The sequence below is a fragment of the Capnocytophaga sp. oral taxon 324 str. F0483 genome, assembly GCF_000318315.2.
Taxonomy (GTDB): domain Bacteria; phylum Bacteroidota; class Bacteroidia; order Flavobacteriales; family Flavobacteriaceae; genus Capnocytophaga; species Capnocytophaga ochracea.
Window position 1 is genome coordinate 30,181 of sequence record NZ_KB291482.1, and the last position, 22,866, is coordinate 53,046.

At 39.5% G+C, this 22,866-nt stretch carries 20 protein-coding genes; 13 read left to right on the forward strand and 7 right to left on the reverse strand.

Going from position 1 to position 22,866, the window contains the following annotated elements:
* The first annotated feature begins 25 nt into the window (after positions 1-25).
* Both HMPREF9072_RS00680 and HMPREF9072_RS00685 read left to right on the forward strand, forming a co-directional pair.
* Positions 26-478: an EVE domain-containing protein gene (locus HMPREF9072_RS00680; RefSeq protein WP_009410023.1), complete on the forward strand. Its 453-nt coding sequence runs from the start codon at positions 26-28 to the stop codon at positions 476-478.
* Positions 453-902, forward strand: a complete 450-nt coding sequence (locus HMPREF9072_RS00685) for a MarR family winged helix-turn-helix transcriptional regulator (RefSeq protein WP_009410024.1) — start codon at positions 453-455, stop codon at positions 900-902. The genes HMPREF9072_RS00680 and HMPREF9072_RS00685 overlap by 26 nt, the downstream gene beginning before the upstream one ends.
* A 136-nt stretch (positions 903-1,038) precedes the next feature.
* On the opposite strand, the gene HMPREF9072_RS00690 is transcribed toward HMPREF9072_RS00685, so the two are convergent.
* Positions 1,039-1,416, reverse strand: coding sequence for a helix-turn-helix domain-containing protein (locus tag HMPREF9072_RS00690; protein WP_009410025.1), 378 nt, complete (start codon positions 1,414-1,416; stop codon positions 1,039-1,041).
* Between the two features lie 94 nt (positions 1,417-1,510).
* Here HMPREF9072_RS00690 and HMPREF9072_RS00695 point away from each other — a divergent pair, with 94 nt between their 5' ends.
* Positions 1,511-2,056 carry an NAD(P)H-dependent oxidoreductase gene (locus HMPREF9072_RS00695; protein ID WP_009410026.1) on the forward strand — a complete coding sequence of 182 codons (546 nt, stop codon included), beginning with the start codon at positions 1,511-1,513 and terminating at the stop codon, positions 2,054-2,056.
* Between the two features lie 68 nt (positions 2,057-2,124).
* Here the strand turns inward: HMPREF9072_RS00695 and HMPREF9072_RS00700 are convergent, their stop codons facing one another.
* Positions 2,125-2,448, reverse strand: a complete 324-nt coding sequence (locus HMPREF9072_RS00700; protein WP_009410027.1) for a helix-turn-helix domain-containing protein — start codon at positions 2,446-2,448, stop codon at positions 2,125-2,127.
* A gap of 149 nt (positions 2,449-2,597) precedes the next feature.
* Between HMPREF9072_RS00700 and HMPREF9072_RS00705 the strand changes: the two genes are divergently transcribed.
* Positions 2,598-2,999, forward strand: coding sequence for a nuclear transport factor 2 family protein (locus HMPREF9072_RS00705; protein ID WP_232300828.1), 402 nt, complete (start codon positions 2,598-2,600; stop codon positions 2,997-2,999).
* Between the two features lie 71 nt (positions 3,000-3,070).
* Here the strand turns inward: HMPREF9072_RS00705 and HMPREF9072_RS00710 are convergent, their stop codons facing one another.
* The gene (locus HMPREF9072_RS00710; protein ID WP_009410029.1) at positions 3,071-4,306 is read right to left on the reverse strand and encodes a ketopantoate reductase family protein; all 1,236 of its coding nucleotides are present in this window, start codon (positions 4,304-4,306) and stop codon (positions 3,071-3,073) included.
* Positions 4,307-4,422: 116 nt separating this feature from the next.
* Between HMPREF9072_RS00710 and HMPREF9072_RS00715 the strand changes: the two genes are divergently transcribed.
* The 9 genes from HMPREF9072_RS00715 to HMPREF9072_RS00750 all read left to right on the forward strand — a co-directional run bounded on the left by HMPREF9072_RS00715 (position 4,423) and on the right by HMPREF9072_RS00750 (position 16,786).
* Complete coding sequence (locus tag HMPREF9072_RS00715; RefSeq protein WP_009410030.1) at positions 4,423-5,400, forward strand: hypothetical protein; 978 nt, start codon at positions 4,423-4,425, stop codon at positions 5,398-5,400.
* Positions 5,401-5,703: 303 nt separating this feature from the next.
* Positions 5,704-6,318 carry an endonuclease III domain-containing protein gene (locus HMPREF9072_RS00720; RefSeq protein ID WP_009410031.1) on the forward strand — a complete coding sequence of 205 codons (615 nt, stop codon included), beginning with the start codon at positions 5,704-5,706 and terminating at the stop codon, positions 6,316-6,318.
* Positions 6,319-6,332: 14 nt separating this feature from the next.
* Positions 6,333-6,647: a hypothetical protein gene (locus HMPREF9072_RS00725; RefSeq protein ID WP_009410032.1), complete on the forward strand. Its 315-nt coding sequence runs from the start codon at positions 6,333-6,335 to the stop codon at positions 6,645-6,647.
* A gap of 48 nt (positions 6,648-6,695) precedes the next feature.
* Positions 6,696-6,824, forward strand: a complete 129-nt coding sequence (locus tag HMPREF9072_RS12605; protein ID WP_009410033.1) for a hypothetical protein — start codon at positions 6,696-6,698, stop codon at positions 6,822-6,824.
* Between the two features lie 24 nt (positions 6,825-6,848).
* On the forward strand, positions 6,849-7,223 hold the full coding sequence (gene crcB / locus HMPREF9072_RS00730) for a fluoride efflux transporter CrcB (RefSeq protein WP_002671254.1): 375 nt from the start codon (positions 6,849-6,851) through the stop codon (positions 7,221-7,223).
* A 72-nt stretch (positions 7,224-7,295) separates the two neighbouring features.
* The gene (locus HMPREF9072_RS00735) at positions 7,296-7,910 is read left to right on the forward strand and encodes a DUF4230 domain-containing protein (protein WP_002671253.1); all 615 of its coding nucleotides are present in this window, start codon (positions 7,296-7,298) and stop codon (positions 7,908-7,910) included.
* A gap of 53 nt (positions 7,911-7,963) precedes the next feature.
* Positions 7,964-8,461, forward strand: coding sequence for a cytidine deaminase (gene cdd / locus HMPREF9072_RS00740; RefSeq protein WP_369814595.1), 498 nt, complete (start codon positions 7,964-7,966; stop codon positions 8,459-8,461).
* 627 nt (positions 8,462-9,088) lie between these two features.
* Positions 9,089-16,171, forward strand: a complete 7,083-nt coding sequence (gene sprA, locus HMPREF9072_RS00745) for a cell surface protein SprA (protein WP_009410035.1) — start codon at positions 9,089-9,091, stop codon at positions 16,169-16,171.
* Between the two features lie 9 nt (positions 16,172-16,180).
* Positions 16,181-16,786: a YigZ family protein gene (locus tag HMPREF9072_RS00750; RefSeq protein ID WP_009410036.1), complete on the forward strand. Its 606-nt coding sequence runs from the start codon at positions 16,181-16,183 to the stop codon at positions 16,784-16,786.
* Between the two features lie 242 nt (positions 16,787-17,028).
* On the opposite strand, the gene HMPREF9072_RS00755 is transcribed toward HMPREF9072_RS00750, so the two are convergent.
* The 4 genes from HMPREF9072_RS00755 to HMPREF9072_RS00770 form a co-directional block, all read right to left on the reverse strand.
* Complete coding sequence (locus HMPREF9072_RS00755) at positions 17,029-18,060, reverse strand: WG repeat-containing protein (RefSeq protein WP_009410038.1); 1,032 nt, start codon at positions 18,058-18,060, stop codon at positions 17,029-17,031.
* Positions 18,061-18,146: 86 nt separating this feature from the next.
* Positions 18,147-19,442, reverse strand: a complete 1,296-nt coding sequence (gene tyrS, locus HMPREF9072_RS00760; protein WP_009410039.1) for a tyrosine--tRNA ligase — start codon at positions 19,440-19,442, stop codon at positions 18,147-18,149.
* 265 nt (positions 19,443-19,707) lie between these two features.
* On the reverse strand, positions 19,708-21,534 hold the full coding sequence (locus tag HMPREF9072_RS00765) for an ABC transporter ATP-binding protein (RefSeq protein ID WP_009410041.1): 1,827 nt from the start codon (positions 21,532-21,534) through the stop codon (positions 19,708-19,710).
* Position 21,535: 1 nt separating this feature from the next.
* Positions 21,536-22,618 (reverse strand): AMP-binding protein, encoded by a 1,083-nt coding sequence (locus tag HMPREF9072_RS00770; protein ID WP_002671241.1) that lies wholly within the window; start codon positions 22,616-22,618, stop codon positions 21,536-21,538.
* Between the last annotated feature and the right edge of the window lie 248 nt (positions 22,619-22,866).

Here is a 22,866-nt window from a genome sequence, read left to right on the forward strand (position 1 = left end):
CACACGGTTTTTATTCCATTTATAAATGAAAAAGAGACCTATCAAATATTGGATTATCGTGGCGAGCAAAGACCACGTACAAATGGGTGTTGCGGGAGGCTTTGCCCAAGCCTGCCACGGCAAGGCACAGCCTTTGAAGCGTATGCAGGAGGGTGACGGTATTCTCTATTACTCTTCCAAACGCTATTTTGGAAAAGAAGACAAATGCCAAGCCTTCACGGCTATTGGCAGAGTGAAAGACGAGGAAATCTATGCCTTTCAGATGAGTGAAAATTTCTGTCCGTTTAGGAGAAATATTACTTTTGTAGACTGCGAAGAAACGCCCATAGCCGACCTTATTGAGCTATTGGAGTTTATCCCCAACAAAAAAGCGTGGGGATATCCTTTTCGCTTTGGTATTTTGGAAATATCCGAGAACGATTTTAAACTTATAGCCTCTAAAATGTTACACAATGACCTCTCAGCCCTCAATTTTTAATTTGAAAGCCGAAGAAAGCTCAGGGCTTTTACTTTGGCAGGTAAGTATGTTATGGCAACGCGGAATCAAAAAAGTGTTGCAACCTTTCGACCTCACACACCCCCAGTTTGTACTCTTGGCGAGTGCCCAGTGGTTCGCCCAACAAGGAAAGGAAATCACGCAGGTATCTTTGGCAAATTTCACCAAGATAGACCCAATGACTACCTCGCAAGTGGTGCGCACTTTGCAGAGCAAAGACCTCATCACAAGGGAAGAACACAAGACCGACACCCGCGCCAAAGTAGTTGCTATCACCGCTCAAGGTGCCGAACTCATCGCGCAAGCTGTCGCTAAAGTCGAGGCTTTCGACGATGAATTTTTCAGTACTTTGGCAACTGAACAGCCCTCGTTCAACGCTCAACTGCACAAACTTTTAACGAATTAGCAGAATCGTTTTGCTACTTGCTATCCTTAATATAGATTTTTGTTTGGGTATTAATAGAGTGAATGCTTTGAAGAAGGAAGCGGAGAATAATTGAGCAATTAGCAAATTAGAAAATTTGGAAATTAATAATTGTGTTTTATTCCGTTAGGAAAGTTCCTTTTTCAAGCACAATTTTATTTCCCCATTGGGTAAGGGCATCGAGTATGGGCAAAAAAGATTTCCCTAAGTCGGTGAGTGAATAGATAGCCACCAAAGGAGGTTTTTCGCCATAGACAACTTTAGAAATAAGCCCGTCGTTTTCCAATTGTTTTAGCTGGATACTCAGCGTAGTTTCGGTTACCGAATAGAGGTCTTTTCTCAGTTCGCTAAATCGCTTTTCACCTTCTTTAAGATGATACAAAATCACGGCTTTCCATTTTCCTCCTATCAAATCCATCGCTACGGCAATGGTACAAGGATAGGTTTTTTCTCCTAAGCGAACGCTGGGGGCAGTACACTCTATTTTTGTTTCCATAGTAGTTGAAATTATAAAGTATCTATTTAGATAGTTATTGCCAGATTGAAAGTTGTACTATAATTTTGCGCCAAAATTAAAAAATAATTTCAATATGGCATTAGTAATTTTAGCACACCCCCATTTTGACCAATCAATAGCCAATAAGGCTATCATAGAGGAACTTTCTCGTAGCGATATAGATTTTGAAATCAGAAATTTATCAGTGCTATACCCTACCTTTCAAATAGATGTAAAAGCAGAGCAAGAAGCCTTACTCAAGCATCAAGAGGTTATCTTTCAATATCCTTTTTATTGGTATAATATGCCAGCGATACTCAAGCATTGGTTTGATGAGGTTTTCACGTATCAGTTTGCTTATGGTTCACAAGGAGATAAGCTCAAAGGGAAATATTTTATCCCAAGTTTTACCGTTGGGGCACCCGAAAGTGAATATCACACTTTGGGAGAACACCATTTCAAAGTATACGAGTTTTGTAAGAACTTAGCGCAAACGGCTTATTATGCACAGATGAAGTATGTAGAGCCTCTATATTTTCACGGGACATCAGTAAATGCAGGTTATACCAAAGAGGATATAGAAGCAAAAGCCAAAGCGCAAGCCCAGCGATTGTTAGCATTTCTTTCTTTGCTGAAATAACACACAAATTAGGATTAAAAAGCACCCTCCCCACTGATAGGAAATACTACGAGCGGGGAGGGTTTTTATTAGTTACTCTTCAAGTGGTCATTTCCAAAACGAATAATCGCTTCTATGATAGGCAAGGCTTCTTTACCTAAATCGGTAAGGGAATACTCCACTCGCGGGGGTACTTCTGGATAACTTACTTTTGCTACTAATTGATGTGAGCAGAGTGTTTTTAGTTCTTCATTAAGTACTTTTTCACTCACTTGTGGAATGGCACGCTTTAGTTCTCCATAACGATGTGTGCGCTGACTGAGATGAAACAGTATAAGCATTGCCCATTTGCTTCCCATTATTTGCATTGTTCGCCATACAGGACAGTCTTTGTTAATATTTTTTTCGTTCATCGCAATATTTTTTCTATTTGATACTGAGTAATTCTAACTTTTTTGTAAGGTGCTTACTTTCTCGTAAGTACTTGTGTGCTTGGATACAAAGGTATAATTTTGCGGTGAAATAACAAAGAAAAATTCATATAAAAATAACAAAAACAGAAATTGTACATCAGTTTTATGTCTCCTTAGCTAAAGGAGATTTTGAGAAAGTAGGCAGTTTATTAGCCGATGATTTAGTATGGCATCAACCAGGGAAAGGAGCTCTTTCAGGTAGCTACAAAGGTAAAGAGGCTGTATTCTCTCATTTGGGAAGAATGTCGCAACTCAGTGGAGGCACTTTTGCTATTGACCAAATTGATTATATCACCGAAAACGACCCTTTGGTAGCTGCTGCCGTCGCTTTTGAGGTCTTTGCTTTTGACAAAAGTATGCGAATGAGAGGTATTGATCTCTATCGGGTAGAGAACGACAAAATACAAGAGGTTTGGTTATTCTCTGAACACATAGACGAAGAGGACGCCTTCTGGACAGAAGCCCTCAGGTTATCTAACCAACAGAAATAATATTTCCCCGCTTGTAGAGCATACTATAAGCGGGGATTTTTTTATGTTATACTAGATTTTAGGTATTTCCATTACATTGGTAACTTACTGCAATTTTTATAGAACAAAGGTGCTTCTATACCTTTTTTCTTACCTTCTTCATACACGCACTTGCATACATATAATAAGTCGGGTAGGTTGTTGTGGAGAGTCATTATTTTTTGGGTAAGGATATTGTTGGCAAACATTCTTTTCATCAAAGGTGCTGAAAGGAAAGTAGGCAATTTGTAAGGTAGTAACTCGTTGTTGTAGTGTTTTAGTACCACCCCTCGTGAGGCTACTATCTTCACCGTTTCACTTACCGATTTTACGGCTTGCTTCAGTAGTTTGGCAGACTGCATTAGCTTCTCGGCTGCCTCAGTAGTTTGTGCATTATTGCTATAATTTTCCATTGTAGTACTTGCTACCGAAATAACTCCCGCATTAATAGCCAGATGTAACCATATCCATTCGAGCATATCGTAAGGGTGTTCTAAGGCTATGTGGCAATCACTAAATAGCTTTACTAAATCGTCATAATTATCGATAGTAGTTTTTGCTTTGCTCTCCAGCATAAAATGGTCAAACAAACAAGCATTAAGGGTCTCACCTTCTAAGTTGCCTCCTGCTACGGGATAACCCAATACATAAGGACGATTGCCTAAGAGTTTTTCCAGATAATTCTTATCTTCCCAAATACCACAAGCAATAAGCAGTGTTCCTGTAATATGCTCTCTATTGAGTTCTTCTATCACACTTGCTAATTTTCCAGAAGGTACCGCAATGAAGATAAAATCATACTCCTTTTCTGTGGCGTGCTCAATAGAATAGCTATCGGTATACGAAAGTCCTTTCTTGTGTCCACGTCCGTCCAAGATATGAACGTTTAAAGTGTGTATGTTATTCTTTTTACTGTCTTTTCTAAGATAATGTGCTACCGTGTGTCCTGCTTTAGAAAATACATAGCCGTAAATAGAAGCTATAACGCCTATGCCTATTACTAAGATTTTCATAGTGTCTTTTTTATCTAAGGACAAAGGTATGAAATTATTATCATCCCCTTCAATTTTCTCAAAATACCTATCCAAATGGCAGTATATTCCCATATCTTCATCGGAAGCATCACGTAATACTATAAATCGACTATTTTTCTCGGCATTGACAAATACAAAATTGTGTTCACCATAGTAAGTTTGGTATCCTTCTTTTACTAACGACCAAACTTCACCCGCTTTAAAGTTGAAAATATCATTTTTTACTCGATAGCTCTTTCCTACTTGCAATTCCATAATAATATGTTTTTTTAAGGCACAAAGATAATAATAATTAGTCAATTTGCTAATTAGCTAATTAACAAATTATTTACTACCTTTGCCGAGTAAACAGTCTGCAAAAAGAAAAGGATATGAGCGATTTTAAACTAACACTTTTGAGAAAATGGGAATTTGACAATGAATTCTCATTTGTCTATGCTTCAACTTTACTACCCAATGGCACTGCCGTAATCCTAACTTCCGATCATACCGATTGGCATAAATATTACGCCCTTGTCCTTTCAACCGAAGGCGTCAAAAAGATTTCCATTGAATACAACCCAATGTCAAACAGAGATTATCCTGTGCTTTTCAGATATAAAGAAGGGTTTGGTATCATCATCTCGGCAAAAGAAGTGCAATATTACTCAGATATGCATTCGTCGCCAGCACTCATTCCGATAAAAAATAAATCATTGCTCAGGTATAACATTGTACCAGAGAAGGCAGAACAGCGGTATTTTCAAAATATATCCGATAGCCAAATAATTCCCGTTTGCTTTGAAAATGAAGTTTATTATGGCAATGCAAGATGTTTTGCCCTTTTAGAATTTGATGATACAGCCAAAACTGCCAAATGGAAATCCTTTTCTTACATAGATAAAAAAGCATTTAAACATCGTGACAACAGAACCACCGACACCCCAAAAATAGACAGTCTTAAAATATCGGATAAAAAAATCTACGCCTTCATTCCGGGTGAAAGCGCTTCATCGGTTAATAAATGGGGAATGGATTATTATGCGCTCGCACAAATCTCTGCCGAAGGGAAGGTCATTGAGAAAATTATTGAATCGGACAATTTGCATACCGATCATAAAAAACGCGGTGTTAATGGCTGTTTCACAGAATCTGAATATGTGATACTAACACCTATTTTTAAAACCGATGAATGGAAGGGCAATCAAAAAGTCTTTTCGCTCACCACACGCGAATATGGCAATATTTTCTTACCTAAAGGAATGACAAAACACAAACTCCAAAATATCACAGGTAACCTTTGCTTGACCTCTCTTTTCGATAGAGGTTTAAAAGAAATATCTTTGTGTAATTACAATAACTTAACGTGAGTTCGACGTAAAAAAAAAATGTAGCTTACGCTACAGAAATCTTACAAATCTTAAAAAAATCAAACAAATAGGCAACAAGTTGCCTTTAGACACATACTCTGCTATGCCAGCTCGCAGACTACACACAGATTACACGAATTGCACGGATAGTCTTTCAATTGACAATTGATAATTGACAAATGTGATGGGCACGAATTGGCAACTGCGTTGCTGGATTTCACAGATTACAATATAAACACAGCTGTAAATCTGTATTATATATATCGAATTGACATTAACTTATAAAAACACCTTAGGCATTTTATGTCTCAAAAAATCAAAGTTTTCAATAAATTATTAGCCCATTACGGCAAGCAATATTGGTGGAATGATCCCAATCGCATTAGCGACTGGATTTCGATGATTCTCATTCAGCAAACGACCCAACAGAATACCGAAAAAGCGCTTGCTAACTTAGAGGGCAAGCTCTCGGTAGAGGCTTTGCACGCTATGGAACTGAACACTTTGCAGGAATATATACGTCCGGCAGGCTTCTACAAGCAAAAAAGCACTTACATCAAAGCACTGATGGAATGGTATGTATCGCACGGAGCTTCCTTACAAAAGTTTGAAGCTATCCCTACTGAGGAGCTTCGCAAGGAACTGCTCTCTATCAAAGGTGTAGGCGAAGAAACTGCCGATGCAATGTTGTTGTACATTTTTGAGCGAAAGGTGTTCATAGCCGACCAGTACGCTATACGACTTTTGAACCGACTGAACCTTTCTACTGCACAAACCTATAAAGCCCTACGCGAAGAGTGTATGCCCTTAGTTGCTGAAATTCCCTTAGAAACCTGCCAAGAATGGCACGCTGTGATTGATGTACACGGCAAGGCTTACCGCAAAGGTTTTACCGATGAACAGTGGTTATTAGAATAATAAATAAAAAAATTATGAGCAAAATATGGAAAAATATCATTGCCCAAACACAAAAAGAGGTAAAGGCAACTTTTCAAGAATTATACGCTTCTGTGGATTTCGGAGCTTATATAGCCCCGCAAGATTACTTTGTGTCTTACATCTTTAAAACAGAAGAGGAACTGAGCAAAGCAAAGGAAACAGGCTTACTGCAAAAGATAAACGACTATCACCAAAAACTATTGCGTGAGCAACAATATCCTGAGGAAGGTATAAAAGATTGTACTTTTGCCTCTCAGGAAGATTGCGACAAGGAATGGAACGGAAATTGGTATTATTATTACAAGTAAACAAACAACATCACAACAAACTATCAAAAGAAGATAAAAATAAAACAAGTGGAAAATATAAAGCTCTCCGAAGAGCTAGTGTACAGAGAAGATTTCTTCTTTGTAGGCTATTGCGAAGCCCTCGAAACTCATTTAATGACGGTTTTTGTGAATTGGGCAGACGATAAACAAATCTAACAGTATTACCAAATAATTGTAAGTATGATAAAATCAGTTTTAATAGTAGGGCTTGGGAGCTTTATGGGCGGAGTTTTTCGTTATGTGCTTTCAGTAGGATTGAGCAGATGGGGTAAAATATTGTCCTTCCCAATAAGTATTTTTATGGTAAATATATTGGGGTGTTTCTTGATAGGAATACTCTACGGTTATTTCAAGAATAAAGAAGTAGATAGCTATCTAATTTTATTACTAATGACAGGCGTTTTGGGAGGCTTCACCACGTTTTCTACTTTTTCATTGGAAGTACTGCAATTATTTCAGCAAAATGAACTACTAAAAGCTACTTTTTATGTAGTAGGAAGTGTAGGATTAGGAATTTTGGCGTGCTTTTTGGGATACATTATAGGCAACAGGTAAAAGGTAATAGATTAAGCTAGCAATAGCTGGCATTTAAATAAGAAGTTTTTACATTAAGAGATATATACGACAATGAAGAAATTTTTGTTAGGAGTAGCTGTGGCTGTAGTAGCCTTGCTATTAATAAAGTATTTTACTGATAAGAAAGAAGACAAAGAGAGATTGGAGGCTGATACGGCTCTGATACAAACGCAAATAGCAAACGTAAGCAAGTTGGTTGTTACTGAAGGACATTTTGCAGAAGTACTCTCGTATACCGATACTCAAAAGTACTTTATGGATTTGCTTTCGTTTGATAAGAAAATCCTCACAGTAGTAAATGCTGATGTAACGGTAGCTTACGACCTGCACAAAATCAGCTATGAGGTAAACGAAGAGCAAAAGAAAGTCATCATTAAATCGCTGCCAGAGGCAGAGGTAAAGATATACCCAACGATGAAATATTACGACGTGAGCCAGAGTCAGGTGAACCCTTTTACTCCTACCGATGTAGAGAAGATACAGAAGAAGGTAAAAGCCGAGTTGGAACGCAAAGTGAATGCTTCAACCCTAAGGAGCAATGCCGAAAATCGATTGCTTACTGAACTTTCTAATCTTATTTTTGCTACCCGAGCTGTGGGCTGGACGTTAGAGTACCAAAATACGCCTATTGAGAGTAGAGAAGATTTTAAAATGCTGAAACCATAACAAAAGTGTATTAGTTTTGATTATTTTCTGTATATTTGCCCCATAAATCAAATATTGAATATTCACTTATGAAAACGGAAAAACAATTAAATATTAAATATAGCGTTTTTGAGGGAATTACTGACCTGCCAAAAAAAGCACAAGAACTAATGCAACAAGCGATTATGGCTAGAGAAAATGCTTATGCTCCTTACTCCAAATTTAAGGTAGGAGCGGCGGTTCGTCTTAAAAACGGACAAATTTTCATAGGTTCTAATCAGGAGAATGCTGCTTATCCGTCGGGGTTATGTGCTGAAAGAGTGGCTATTTATCAGGCTTCTACCCAATGTCCTGATGAAGAAATAGAGATGATTGCTATTTCGGGTACTGCCGAAGACCCTACTTGTTACCCTGTTTCTCCGTGTGGAGCGTGTAGGCAATCACTTTCAGAATACGAGACTAAGCAGAAAAAGCTAATACCTGTTTATTTTATGGGAGCAGAAGGGAATATCATCAGAACAGCTTCTATTAAAGATTTACTACCTTTCCTTTTTGACGGTAGTTTGATGTAAAAGTGCGAGCCACACGGACAGGTGAGAGTTAATAGATAAACGTAAAAAAGAAATACAAAGAGTAACTGCTATAAGGCAATGGTATGAAAAACCATTGCCTTATTTTTTGCAAAAGAAAGGGATTTACAAAAGTGCATTATCGGAGTATTTCGGATATACACGGAAGATATCGAAGATAGGGTTATGGTATAGTTAGCTTATAGAAAGCTTATAGGAAGCTTATACGAATCTTGGACGATTGATATAGGAAAGGTATATAAATAGTTAATAATGAGAAGTTAAGAGCAGATATTAAAAAGTTAAAAAATGTTAATTAAGCGAAGAGTAATGAGGGGAGAAACGAAAGTAAAAAGTGTATTAGGAGGAGGAAGGTGATTTCAACTGGGGTGGTTATCCGTTTGAAAGGCGAAGGTAGAATAATGATAAGATAGGGTGAAGGTGAAGTATATTTAAAAAAATAATTTACACATTTGGTGTAGAAAAAAAGTGATATCCTTTGCTAATTATACTTTATTTTATATTTTTGCACCAAATTACATTATCTCATAATGTACCTATCTGCCAAAAAAGAGGTTATAACGTTATAGCAATAATTTGGTTTATAGGTGTTTAATTATTTCTTATAAGATGTCAGCAAAGCAACGTTTAACCTTATTTCTACTACTTTTAGCAGGATTCAGTGTTCAAGCACAAGTAACCCCTACGACCCAAACCGCTACGAGTACTCAAACTGAGACGACTGTGCGGAATGGCATTGGGCGTATAGGGTTAGAGCAACCTAAAAGCATTGTGCATCAGTACACCTATAACCCGACGCTCGACCGCTATGTATACACTGAGAAATTAGGGAATTACGACCTTTCTACCCCTATGTTTCTCACGGTACAACAATATGAAAACTTGGTGTTGCGTGAGCGTATGAAGGAATACTACCGAACTAAATTGGACGCCATAGGCGATACCCAAAGCAATACTGCCGATAAGAAAAAAACGCAACGTGACCTCTTGCCCGAATTATACGTAAATTCTGACTTTTTTGAAAGCGTGTTCGGGGGGCGCAATATAGAACTGATTCCGCAGGGAAGTGTAGGGGTAGATTTAGGCGTACGCTATACGCGCAACGACAACCCCGTAGTGAGTCCGCGTTACCGCAGTTCGTGGGGCTTAGATTTTGAACAGCGCATCAGCTTAGGGCTTACCGGTAAGATAGGTACACGCCTAACACTTAACGCTCAGTACGACACACAAGCCTCTTTTGATTTCCAAAATGTATTTAAATTAGAATATACCCCTGATGAAGACGATATCGTACAAAAAATAGAATTGGGTAATATCTCAATGCCGATGTCTAACTCACTCATCACAGGTTCGCAGAGCCTTTTCGGGGTGAAGACAGAACTTAAATTTGGGCGCACTACTATCACGGGTGTTTTCTCTGAACAGAAATCGGAGCGAAAGACCGTAAGTGCCCAAGGCAGTGGTACTATTACAGAGTTTGAATTTTCGGCTCTTGACTACGACGAAAACCGCAACTACTTCCTCGCACAGTTCTTCCGTGATAACTACGACCGCGCTTTAGAAAACTACCCATTTATCAATAGTAAAGTGCAAATTACCCGTTTGGAGGTGTGGGTAACCAACCGCAATAGCCGTATGGGGAATATCCGCAATATCTTGGCTGTACAAGACTTAGGTGAACCCAAAATGGAGAATACGCGTTTGGGAAATAAAGCAGGAGCCAGCTTCTTTAATGCTACCACCAATAATATGCCTGCCAATGGGGCTAACAAATACGACCCTACACGTTTGGGCACGCCAAATTCGGTACTTACTAGCGCTATTCGCGATGTGGCTACGGTACAACAAGGTTTTGGCACGAACAGCTCCTACGTGAGTCAGGGTTACGACTACGCCGTTATAGAGAACGCTCGTAAACTTGAAGAGGGAGTGGACTATAAAGTAGATACCAAACTCGGTTATATATCGCTGAACACAGCCCTTAGTAGCGATGAGGTATTGGCGGTAGCTTATCAATATACCTACGGTAGCCAAGTGTATCAAGTGGGTGAGTTTGCCAACGACGGTATCTCGGCAACTACCAATCAGTTCTACGGAGGTGGTAACAATGCAATTACCAACAACCTTTTGGTGTTGAAGATGCTTAAAAGTAACCGCTTAAATGTGAAAGACCCTATTTGGGATTTGATGATGAAGAACGTGTATTCAGTAGGTTCGGCACAGCTTTCAGCAGAAGATTTCCGTATGAATATCTTCTACTCCAACCCCTCCCCTATTAACTATATCGAAAAAGTAAACAATAACGGTTGGCCTACAGGATTGGAAGACCGCATTTTGTTAAATCTCTTCAACTTCGACCGCCTCAACAAATACAACGACCCTCAGCCAGGTGGTGACGGGTTCTTTGATTTTGTTCCGGGCATTACCGTAGACGAACAATACGGAAAAATATTCTTTACCAAAGTAGAGCCTTTTGGTGAATACCTATACAACACCTTAGGTGGTGGTGCAAATTATGATGACCCCGCAACTTATAATGACAATCAACGAAAATACGTATATACTTCACTATACAAAAATACGAAAACCCAAGCCCAGATGGACGGTGATAAGAATAAGTTCCAAATGAAAGGACGCTATAAGTCATCGGGTAGAAGAGGTATATCCTTAGGAGCTTTCAACATACCTCGTGGTTCAGTAACGGTAACAGCCGGTGGGCGTATACTGGTTGAAGGATTAGACTATTTAGTAGACTATCAATCAGGAATTGTGGAAATTATCAATCCGAGTCTTGAAGCGAGCAACTTGCCTATACAGGTTTCAGTAGAGAACAACCTGATTTTTGGAGGGAAAACCACCCGCTTTATGGGCGTGAATGTAGAACACAAATTCAACGATAAGTTTATCATTGGAGGTTCTATCGTGAACCTACGCGAACGACCTTATACCCAAAAGACCAGCTACGGACAAGAAGCCGTAAACAATACTATCTTCGGTTTTGGAGGAACTTACTCTACTGAGCTACCTTTCCTAACTCGCTGGGTAAACCGTATTCCTACGATTAAGAGCGATGCGCCGTCGAATCTATCTATACGAGGTGAATTTGCTTACCTAAGAGCCGGTACCCCTAAGGCAGATGATTTTGACGGGGAAACTACCGTGTACTTAGACGACTTTGAGGCAGCGCAAGCCACTATTGATATGCGTTCGCCCCTTGCGTGGAAATTGGCGAGCACGCCTTTGGAATTTGGACAAGGTAGTGGTACAGCTTCACGCACCCTATACGGTAACGGACCTGATGACCCCGATAACCTACGCAATGGTTATGGGCGTGCCAAACTGTCGTGGTATACCATAGACCCTGTGTTCTATTCAAACCAAAAGCCTTCGGAGATAAGTAGTAGCGAAATCTCTAAGAATAGTACACGTCGTATTTTTATAGAAGAAATCTTCCCACAACAGCAATTAGCCCAAGGACAATCGTTAGTACAAACTACCTTAGACTTAGCTTATTATCCTAATGTAAAAGGGCCTTATAACAACGACCCAAGTTTTGCTTCTCGTACTAAAAACGACAAATGGGCAGGAATTATGCGCGGTATGAGCTATTCGGATTTTCAAGAAAGTAACATAGAGTTCTTGCAGTTCTGGGTAATGGATCCTTATTATTCAGGTGAATACAGTGGTGATGGAGAATTGGTGTTCAACTTGGGAAATATATCAGAAGACGTACTTAAAGACGGTAGGAAACAGTATGAAAACGGCTTACCAGGACTTTCTTCTACTTCAAGTATTAATACCTCGTCTTGGGGTAAAGTACCTGCGGCACAATCACTGATATATGCTTTTGATGACAACTCATCTAACCGTGCCTTGCAAGATATAGGATTAGATGGACTCACCGACGCCGAAGAATCGAGAATATACAACAATAACGTAGCTACCTCACCTAACGACCCTGCGATGGATAACTACGAATACTTTTTGGCGCGTAGTGGTGGTATCTTAAACCGTTATTACAACTACAATGGTACGCAAGGAAACTCGCCTGTGGCAGTGACTAATACGAACAGAGGTTCGACCACAATTCCTGATTATGAAGATATCAACGGTGATTATACGATGAACACCGCCAACAACTACCTTGAATACAGAGTACGTATTAAACCTAATATTACCACTGCTGACCCTTATGTGAATGATATTCGCGTGGTATCGGTAGAAGCACCTAACGGGCAACAAGTAAGTGCCCGCTGGATACAGTTTAAAATACCGATTGCCAGCGGTGAGATGTGGCGAGAAGGGTTCCAATACCCATTGAACAACAACGACAAGATGGATATCATCAACTCGATGACCCATATGCGTATGTACCTTACAGGCTTCCCTCAAGAAATGCTATTACGCTTTGGTACACTTGACCTTATTCGCGGTGATTGGCGTTATTACAATTATACCCTCAGCACTGATAAGGACGACCCAAGTGATGACGGCACCAAAGTAGAAATCAATTCAGTAAACTTAATTGAGAACGAAACTCGTCAGCCTATCCCTTACCGTATGCCACCAGGGGTACGCCGTGAGCGTATTAATACCAACAACACCTTGGTAGAACAAAACGAGCAGGCTTTATCTTACATAGTGGATAACCTTGAAAACAACGATAGTAGGGCGGTATACAAGGCAATGCGCTTTGACCTTCGACAATACAAGTATATCAAGATGTTTGTACACGCTGAAGCCTATAAGAACAAACCGCTGAGCGATAATCAGGCAGTGGCTTTCTTGCGGGTAGGTACTGACTTTAACGACAACTATTACCAAGTGGAAATACCCTTACAGGTAACGCCTGCGGGTGCTTCGACAGAGCAACTGATATGGCCACAAAACAACCAATTGGTTATCCCAATGGACGTGCTCACCAAGTTAAAAGCTATCAGCATACGCAACCAAACAATGAGTGATGCAGTATACTACGATGCAAACTTCAATGTAGTACCTGAGAGTGCGCCACACGTAGCGGGACAAAACCGTTATGTAATCAAAGGGAATCCATCGCTCGGTAGTGTAAGAGCCGTAATGATAGGGGTGAAAAACATATCGGGCAGTAATGGACTGAGTGGGGAATATTGGTTCAACGAATTGCGTGTAGCCGAATTGGAAAACCACGGCGGTTGGGCAGCCGTAGGCTCTCTTGATGCGAATGCCTCTGAACTAATGAACATCTCGGCTACAGGACGTATGCATACCGTAGGTTTTGGAGCGGTAGACCAAGCTCCTAATCAGCGCGCCTTAGAAAGTACCCGCGAATACGATGTAATGATGAACATCAATGCGGGGAAACTGCTTCCTCCTAAGTGGAATATGCAAATACCAGTAGGTTTGAATCACTCGCAGAAACTCTCGACCCCAGAGTACGACCCCGTATATCAAGACATCAAATTAGAAGACCGATTGGACGTAGCACAAAACGCACGCGAGCGAGAAATTATTAAAGAACAAGCGGAAGATTATACACTAAGACGCGGTATTAACCTCATCGGGGTGAAGAAAAACTTAGGCGAAGGACAGAAAAACCGTATTTACAACATAGAGAACTTTACTTTTAACTACGCTTACAACGAGAAGAATCACCGCGATTACGAGTTGCGTTACGAAGATGAACAACAAGTGCGCGCAGGCTTTATGTACAACTATACTTTCAAACCTACTGCCGTAGAGCCTTTCAAGAAAAGTAGTAAGTTTGCTAATAAGCGCTATTGGCAATGGTTAGCAGATATAAACTTGAACATTCTGCCTACCAGCATTATGTTTACTAGTGATATCAATCGTTCTTTCACCAAGCAATTGTTTCGCGATGTACATTTTGATGGTGTGAATGCAAATCAGCAAAAAGCACTCCCTGAGCTACAACAGCGCAATTACCAGATGAATCACCAATACGCTATCAACTACAATTTGACTAAATCATTGCGATTGAACTTCAATGCCACTAATAACAGTATCATTCGCAATTACTATGTGTACGATGGCAATGGGGATATATCAGGCATTAATAAAGAAGTATCACTTTGGTCAGATTTCTGGGATTTAGGAACTCCAGACCACTTCTTCTCGAAGTTTCAAGTGAACTACGATTTGCCTTTTAGTAAGTTTCCTTTCTTTGAATTTATGAAAGCTAACTATACTTATTCTGGTGATTTCGACTATCAGCGCGGTTCACAAACTCTCTTACAGTTGGCACGCCAAGAAGTAAACACCTTGCAAAACGGTAACACACATAACTTTACAGCAAACCTTACTTTCGACCAGCTGTATCGTTACTTAGGCGTAAAAGCTACTCCAAGAGGAGAAAAAGCCAGTGTAGCTAAAACTTTCTTGACAATGCTTAAAACAGTAGGAGTGAACTACTCAGTTACCAATGCCCGCACCATACCAGGATATACGCAACAAGTAGGCTTCTTAGGCACCTTTAAACCATCGGCAGGCTTTATGTTTGGCGACCAAACTGACTTGCGTTACGAGATGGCAAAACGCGGTTACCTTACTGAATTCCCTGATTTCAACGACCAATACATTAAATCACAAGAAAGACAACTATTGCTTACGGCTAATTTGCAACCTGTCCCTGATTTGCAAATCAACTTAAAGGCTAATCGTCAGTATACCGAGAACTATACTGAAACCTTTGAAGTGCGGAACTTTGTTTATAATCCATTAGTAGGTAACCAAGTGGGTAGCTTCAATATCTCTACCAACTTGATAGCTACTACCTTTAATAAGATTGATGAATACAAGTCGGAAGCCTTTGAACGTTTCAAAGAAAACCGACTTACCGTAGCGCGTCGTTTGGCTGAGGCGCGCGGTTTGAATCCAGCCAGCGTAGATGCAGAAGGTTACCCTATAGGTTATAGCAAAAAGAGCCAAGCAGTGATGATACCAGCTTTCTTTGCAGCCTATTCAGGAAGTAGCGCCAGTGGCGTATCGCTTGACGCTTTCAAGAATATTCCTATCCCTGAGTGGAATATACGCTATACCGGACTAATGCGCGTAGAGTTTATTAAGAATACTTTCCGTCGTTTCTCATTGGCACACGGTTATCGTGCTAGCTACTCGCTTAGTGAGTTCCGAACTAACTTAGAATATGAACCGGCTAACCCTAATAAAACGAACGTAGCAGGCGATTTTCTTAATGAGAAACTCTATTCTACTGTTACGCTCGCTGAGCAATTCAATCCGCTTATTAGGGCAGATATGGAATTCAAAAACTCTATGAGCTTCTTGGCAGAATTCAACCGAGACCGTACTATTTCTATCAGTTTAGATAATGATTACCTAACTGAGATTCTCAAACGCGAATACAAATTCGGGGTAGGATACCGATTTAAAGATTTGCGTTTCGTTACCCGAGTAAATGGTAATCTCACTACCTTGAAGAGCGATTTAGTACTGAAAGGTACTCTTTCTTACCTCAATGAGTTTACGGTAATACGCAATATGGAAATATTCAACAACCAAGTAACGGCAGGACAAACCTCGTGGTTGGGTAACCTCACTGCCGAATATGCTCTTACTCGTAACCTTTTGGCATCGTATTATTTCCAATACAATTTCTCTAAATCAGCTATCTCAACTGCCTTCCCAATCACGACTATTCGCACAGGACTTTCAGTGAAATATACCTTTCAATAATTAGCTAATTTGGATACCTACAAAACCATAGCTACCTCGGTAGAAGAGGTGATTTTTAAGAAGAAAAGCAGTAAGTTTTTAGGCTATGCTTTCCCAATTACTTCTGAAGAGGAGATAAAGGTGCATCTCGAAGCTGTGAAGAAAGAACATTTCTCGGCACGGCATTGGTGTTATGCGTGGCAGTTGGGATATGGCACTACCCAGCGTTATCGCACTAACGACGACGGTGAACCTAACAATACAGCAGGGATTCCTATTTATGGACAAATACAGTCATTTGAGCTTACTAACGTACTGGTGGTAATAGTGCGCTATTTCGGAGGGATTAAATTAGGGGTAGGCGGATTGGTGCAGGCTTACAAAACTACTGCTCAACTCACCTTGCAAGAAGTAGAAATTGTAGAAAAGCGCATTACCGAGGAACTCATCATCAGTTTTGAATATCCACTGATGAACAAAGTAATGCGGGTAGTAAAAGAGCAAAACCTCACTATCAGTCATCAACTGCTCACTGAAAACTGTGTGCTACATTTAGCCGTACGACAAAGTGATTTTATAAAAGTAAAAGAGATTTTTAGTAATCTCTTTGGGGTACATATAATAGAAGAAGATTAGGGTGTTTCTTTTCTTGGGTGCTTACTTTCTATATGAGGATGGTAATATTGATTGCCTATTTGTATTTCCTCTTTAAGAATAACAAGAAAGAAATCAGAGTTTTCATTTTTCTAATACAAGTATAGGGTTTTCAGAGCGCATTGCAGGGCGCTTGGTCTCTAAGTTGGGTTTATAAAAACTATTATCAATCTTTACTATACATTCCTGCTCTGACTCTCCTCCCATAAAAGCTTCCCACTTACTCAGATGAACTGTCTGTAAGTTGTATTCATTACCTTTGTGTGGTCTATGAACAAAGGCGTAAGTCCTTCGTACACTAATATATAATCCCAATAGAGGGTACGCATTTCTATTTTGCTGTATACAGCAGGAATAAATAAATAAGGCTTTTTTGACGAAGAGTTAATATCATAAGTAAAATAGCCTACTTTATCACCTATCCCTAAATTATAACTTTTTCCACTACATCGTTTTTCAATATAACTATAAATAAGAGGTAAGATAGGTACTCCTGAAGGTTCTAAAAACCCGTAGCATCTTTCTTTTTGTGCTATAAACAAAGGGTGACTGTCTACTGATTTATCATACTGCAAAGCATCGTATTCTAAAGGAATGATCATCTGACCATTTTTATCAATCGTTCCCCACTTGCCTCCTTGTTCTACGATAAAGAAACCATCGGTATAGGCGCTGATATAATCATATTGAGCAGGTATGAACAATTTTCCTCCCTTGTTGATACCATATTTACCATTTTCAAAAAAAGGAATCATCAGCTCTTCATCATTGATACGCTTATAAATATGCTTCAGTTTATAGGAATAACCTGTTCCTAATATAACTAATACAACCCCCTCATTATCTACATAAGTATCCACTCTCAAATTTCCTTCTTCAGTAGGGCGCAAACGCAACCGGTGAATATAAATCCTCATATAAATAGGAAAATAAGGTTCTATTTCACGAGCAGCATAATAGCGCCAAAAGCGCCGTTTTTGCTTACCTTTAAAGCCTCTTACTACAGGAATAGTTGAGTCATTAGCAATTGAGTCGTAAGTTACAAACAAAGAATCTTTTTTAAAATGCAACCGAAAGCTGTTCACTACTGCCTTTTGCTGTTGATATTCCAAAGGTACAAAAGGAAATTTACGTTCATTATCTCCTTCCTTTTCTTTAGAAAAAGCATAAAAGGGCACATCATTTAGCACCGTCATATCTACTGTTTTACAAGCGATAAGTAAGAAACATAAAATAAAGGGTAAGAGGAGTTTCATTGTTAAGAACTAGAAGTTAAAAACTTTGCCAAAGTTTTTCTATCTGCACGGCGCGCTCCCTTGACAAAGTTGAATATTATAGAGAGCTACACTTTCTTCACTATAAAGTAGTTTTTCTTTCCGCGTTGTAATAAGATAAATTTCTCATCTACAAGGTCTTTTTCCCCTATTTGATAGTCTTCACCTACTTTCTCTTTATTTACGGAAATAGAGTTCTCTTTCAAGGCACGACGTGCTTCGGAGTTAGAACTAATGAAGCCCGTTTTTGCTGAAAGAATGGCAATCATATCAAGTCCACCAGTAATATCGGCGGCACTTACTTCGGCTTGAGGTACGCCGTCAAACACTTCTAAGAAAGTTTTCTCGTCTAAAGTGCGTAAATCGGCAGAAGTAAAGTTACCAAAGAGGATTTGTGATGCTTTTTTAGCTTTCTCAAGCTCTTCGCGTCCGTGTACTAATAGGGTGAGTTCTTCAGCTAATTTGTTTTGCAATATGCGCAAGTGAGGTGCCTCGGTGTGCTGTGCGATGAGAGTATTGATTTCCTCTTTGCTGAGCATTGTAAAGATTTTAATATAACGTTCTGCATCGGCATCGGAAGTATTAATCCAATATTGGAAGAACTTATAAGGCGAAGTTTTCTCAGGGTCAAGCCATACGTTACCGCCTTCACTCTTACCGAATTTAGTACCATCGGCTTTAGTAATCAGCGGACAAGTAAGGGCATACGCCTTTCCTCCAGCAATACGGCGAATGAGCTCGGTACCAGTGGTAATGTTTCCCCATTGGTCAGAGCCGCCCATTTGCAAAGTGAGGTTTTTCTCACGGTAGAGATGCAAAAAGTCATAACCTTGCAAGAGTTGGTATGAGAACTCAGTAAACGACATTCCATCGGTATTTTCATTAGGGTCGAAGCGTTTTTTTACCGAATCCTTAGCCATCATATAGTTTACGGTGATGTGCTTACCAATGTCGCGAATGAATGAAAGGAACGAGAAGTCTTTCATCCAATCGTAGTTATTCACGAGTTCAGCACGATTAGAAGCTTGGCTTTCAAAGTCGAGAAACTTAGCTAACTGCTTTTTGATACCCGCTATATTGTGTGCTAATACTTCTTCAGTGAGCAAATTGCGTTCTACCGATTTACCTGAAGGGTCGCCTATCATACCTGTTGCACCTCCTACAAGTGCATAGGGTTTATGACCGCAATTTTGGAAATGGCGCAACATCATCACGCCCACCAAGTGACCAATATGCAGTGAGTCAGCAGTAGGGTCTATTCCCACATAAGCGGCCCGTAAGCCTTCCATAAGGTGTTGTTCCGTTTCAGGCATTATATCCTGAATCATACCGCGCCAACGCAATTCTTCTATAAAATTCTTCATTAGTTTTGTTCGTTTATAATCTATTTGGGTGCAAAGGTACGAAAAAAGTAAAAACACTTTTTTCTTCTTGCTAAAGTTCTAAATAAGTAAGTATAAATATCTGTCTATAGTTGATTTATTATTCGCTTTTTCTTCGGTTTAGATTCGTCATTTGTTCGCCTTTCCTTCGTTCTTTGTTCGTCTTTTGTTCGTCTTTTGTTCGTCTTTTGTTTATCTGCCCGTGCGGCTCGCACCTGCCTGTGTGGCTCACTCCTATACCCTAAGCTTATTGCTCAAACGATTGCATTTCCACTAACTTTTTATACATACCGTTCTTTTGTATCAGTTCAGTATGGGTACCCTGCTCTACTATTTGCCCTTTTTGCATTACTACTATTTGGTCAGCATTTTGGATTGTTGAAAGCCGGTGTGCAATCACTACCGAAGTGCGGTTCTTCATCATATTTTCTAAGGCATTCTGTACCAAACGCTCGCTTTCAGTATCAAGTGCCGAAGTTGCCTCATCGAGTACCATTATAGGTGGGTTTTTCAGTACTGCACGAGCAATACTAAGGCGTTGTTTTTGCCCGCCACTCAGTTTACTACCTGCATCGCCTATGTTGGTATCGAAACCCTTGGGAAGGTCTTTTATAAATTCATAAGCATTGGCTATTTTAGCCGCTGTCACTAGTTCTTCATCAGTAGCATCGGGCTTTCCTATCAGCAGATTGTTCTTTACCGTATCATTAAAAAGAATAGAATCCTGCGATACCACCCCTATGAGCTTTCGCAAGGAGGCAGTTTGCATATCTTTTACGTTCACCCCATCGATAAGTACCTCTCCCTGATTTACATCGTAAAAACGAGTGATAAGGTTCGCAATAGTACTCTTGCCACTCCCCGATTGTCCTACTAAGGCAATTGTCTTTCCTTTAGGTATTTCCAAAGAAAAATGACTGAGTACGGGCAGTTCAGCATACGCAAAAGTAATATCTTTCAGAGCTACAGCAGTGGTAAAATCAGAAATTACAACAGGATTTTCACACTCTTTAATAGGATTCTCGTAATCAAGGATTTCCAAAATACGCTCGGCTGCTGCATTCCCTTTTCGCATATCGTATGATGCCTTACTGATAGCCTTAGCGGGGGTGAGAATATTGTACGCCAATCCCATAAAGGCAATGAATTGAGTGCCCTCTAATGTTTTATCTACCAACACTAACGAGCCTCCAAACCACAGCAAAATAGCAATCATCAGGATACCGAGAAACTCACTCATTGGCGACCCTAAGTTCTGACGGTTCATTACCTTATTGCTCAATCGGTTAAAAGTATTACTAGATTCCTTAAATTTCTTAGAAAAAATACCCTCAGCATTAAATGCCTTTATAATGCGCAATCCCCCTATAGTCTCTTCTATGAGCGAAAGAAATCGCCCTTGCTCTTGTTGTAAAGCTATTGAATTCTTTTTTAGTGATTTACCTATCCTCGAAATTACTGCCGCTGCAATAGGAATAAATACAAAGGTAAATACTGTAAGTTTCACGCTAATACCTAGCATCACCAAAATAGAAAAGAGAATAGTAAGAGGTTCTCTCACAAAAGCCTCCAATCCCGAGAGCAATGAGTATTGTACTTCGTTTACATCACCTACCATACGCGACATAATATCGCCTTTGCGCTGTTCTGAGAAAAATGCTATCGGTTGGCTTACAACCTTTTTGTAAAGTGCATCACGCAAATCGCGTAATACACCATTGCGAAGGTAAGTGATGAAAAAAGAAGCTAAATAGCTAAACATATTCTTCAGCAAGAAGAGTGAAATTACCAAAGCAATCACTATTCCAAGAGCCCAAATAGTATTTTCTCCCGCAAGAATTCCTACTTTGTAGTTTAAGTAGGCTTTACCATAACTCCCTAAATCCAACAAATTACCCGAATATACAGGAGCTTCAGCTACTGTTTGCGCTTTGCCAAAAAGTACATCAAGCATCGGGATAAGTGCCACAAACGAAAGTGCACTAAAGAGTGAATAAAGAATATTGAAAAATATGTTCAGTATTGCCTGTTTCTTATAAGGCAATATATAAGGGATAAATCTCTTGAGTTTCATCTTATTTCTTGTATTTCTTAACCGTTTCGTCCCTTCTTAGCTTTTGATTATCGGTATACACAAACTTAGGAACGAAATAGATTTGGCGAGGCACTTCGTATTTCAGTATATCTTTATCCATATAAATATCGTGTGCCAAAGTAGGGTAATCCTTCTCCTCACCCTGTACGTAAAGCACTGCTCGTTGTCCTAATTCATCATCAGGTTCTTTAGTAATAAAGTAATCACCTTTGATGTACTTCTTAATCTTGTGCTCTACACTTTCTGGAAAGACTTTAAAGCCTCCCGAATTGATAATATTGTCAAAACGCCCTAACCACTCAAATTCACTATGCGATATGAGATTTACAATATCATTAGTAATCACAGGGTGGTCGGCAATCAAAGGTGCATTAATTACCAAACAATTGCGGTCGTCTTGGGTAAACGTAACATTAGGCATTGCTTTATAGGTAGTTTCGTGCTCCATCGTGTGATTTACCCTGCGCATCGCAATATGCGAAATAGTTTCAGTCATTCCGTAAGACGAATACACTTCTGTGGGAATATTCTGTAATTTAGCTTCTAATTCTCCATCAATAGAAGCACCTCCTAATATTACCTTCTTCACACGAGGCAAATCAGTAAGAGATTTCGCCGCTTGCAAAGGTATCATTGCACAGAAATCATAATCCTTACTGGTAAGCGATAAAGGCATAGACGAAGGGCGAATAATATCAAGGTGTAAACCTAAAATAATGGCGCGAATAAGCATCATCTTACCTGCAATAAAGTCAGCTGGCAAACACAACAAAGCACGATTCTTAGGTGAAAGATTAAGATATTCACCCGTAGCCAAAGCCGAATTAACCATACCTTGTTTCTTAAGGTGAATTTGCTTAGGAATGCCAGTAGAACCAGAGGTCGTCGCTTCTATATAATCCCTGTCGTCAAGCCAATCCAAAAGAAACCTCCCCACCGATTTGCGGTAAGGCAAACCATCTTTCACGTAGGCTACCGCCAAAATAATAAGTCGTTCTCTATCTATAGGAAATCCATTGATTCTAAAATCTTTATGTACAAATTTGTAGTCTATTTCGTTCATCTTAAATGTAATATTGTTTTAATAGCAGTGGCAAAGCTACAATAATTAAACGAAATGAGCAAAATTAAATGTAAAATCTTATATTTTCATCGTTACAATTCCCCCTCATTGGGTTTGTCGGCAATTACCCAACCATCGCTCTATTCTCATTTTACCTTTCCATTACTTTCGCTTCGAAACCTCGTTTTTAGCACTTTTAGCCTTGCTATATTACAGTATAAATCAACTACTTATATACCCTTTCTATA

Coding starts and splice junctions, on each gene's coding strand:
- HMPREF9072_RS00700 (WP_009410027.1), bottom strand. CDS start 2,448: ATGAACGAAAAAAATATTAACAAAGACTGTCCTGTATGGCGAACAATG.
- HMPREF9072_RS00715 (WP_009410030.1), top strand. CDS start 4,423: ATGAGCGATTTTAAACTAACACTTTTGAGAAAATGGGAATTTGACAAT.
- HMPREF9072_RS00735 (WP_002671253.1), top strand. CDS start 7,296: ATGAAGAAATTTTTGTTAGGAGTAGCTGTGGCTGTAGTAGCCTTGCTA.
- HMPREF9072_RS00755 (WP_009410038.1), bottom strand. CDS start 18,060: ATGAAACTCCTCTTACCCTTTATTTTATGTTTCTTACTTATCGCTTGT.
- HMPREF9072_RS00770 (WP_002671241.1), bottom strand. CDS start 22,618: ATGAACGAAATAGACTACAAATTTGTACATAAAGATTTTAGAATCAAT.
- HMPREF9072_RS00710 (WP_009410029.1), bottom strand. CDS start 4,306: ATGGAATTGCAAGTAGGAAAGAGCTATCGAGTAAAAAATGATATTTTC.
- HMPREF9072_RS00720 (WP_009410031.1), top strand. CDS start 5,704: ATGTCTCAAAAAATCAAAGTTTTCAATAAATTATTAGCCCATTACGGC.
- HMPREF9072_RS00680 (WP_009410023.1), top strand. CDS start 26: ATGAAAAAGAGACCTATCAAATATTGGATTATCGTGGCGAGCAAAGAC.
- crcB (WP_002671254.1), top strand. CDS start 6,849: ATGATAAAATCAGTTTTAATAGTAGGGCTTGGGAGCTTTATGGGCGGA.
- HMPREF9072_RS00695 (WP_009410026.1), top strand. CDS start 1,511: ATGGCATTAGTAATTTTAGCACACCCCCATTTTGACCAATCAATAGCC.
- tyrS (WP_009410039.1), bottom strand. CDS start 19,442: ATGAAGAATTTTATAGAAGAATTGCGTTGGCGCGGTATGATTCAGGAT.
- HMPREF9072_RS00685 (WP_009410024.1), top strand. CDS start 453: ATGACCTCTCAGCCCTCAATTTTTAATTTGAAAGCCGAAGAAAGCTCA.
- HMPREF9072_RS00765 (WP_009410041.1), bottom strand. CDS start 21,534: ATGAAACTCAAGAGATTTATCCCTTATATATTGCCTTATAAGAAACAG.
- sprA (WP_009410035.1), top strand. CDS start 9,089: ATGTCAGCAAAGCAACGTTTAACCTTATTTCTACTACTTTTAGCAGGA.
- HMPREF9072_RS00690 (WP_009410025.1), bottom strand. CDS start 1,416: ATGGAAACAAAAATAGAGTGTACTGCCCCCAGCGTTCGCTTAGGAGAA.
- HMPREF9072_RS00725 (WP_009410032.1), top strand. CDS start 6,333: ATGAGCAAAATATGGAAAAATATCATTGCCCAAACACAAAAAGAGGTA.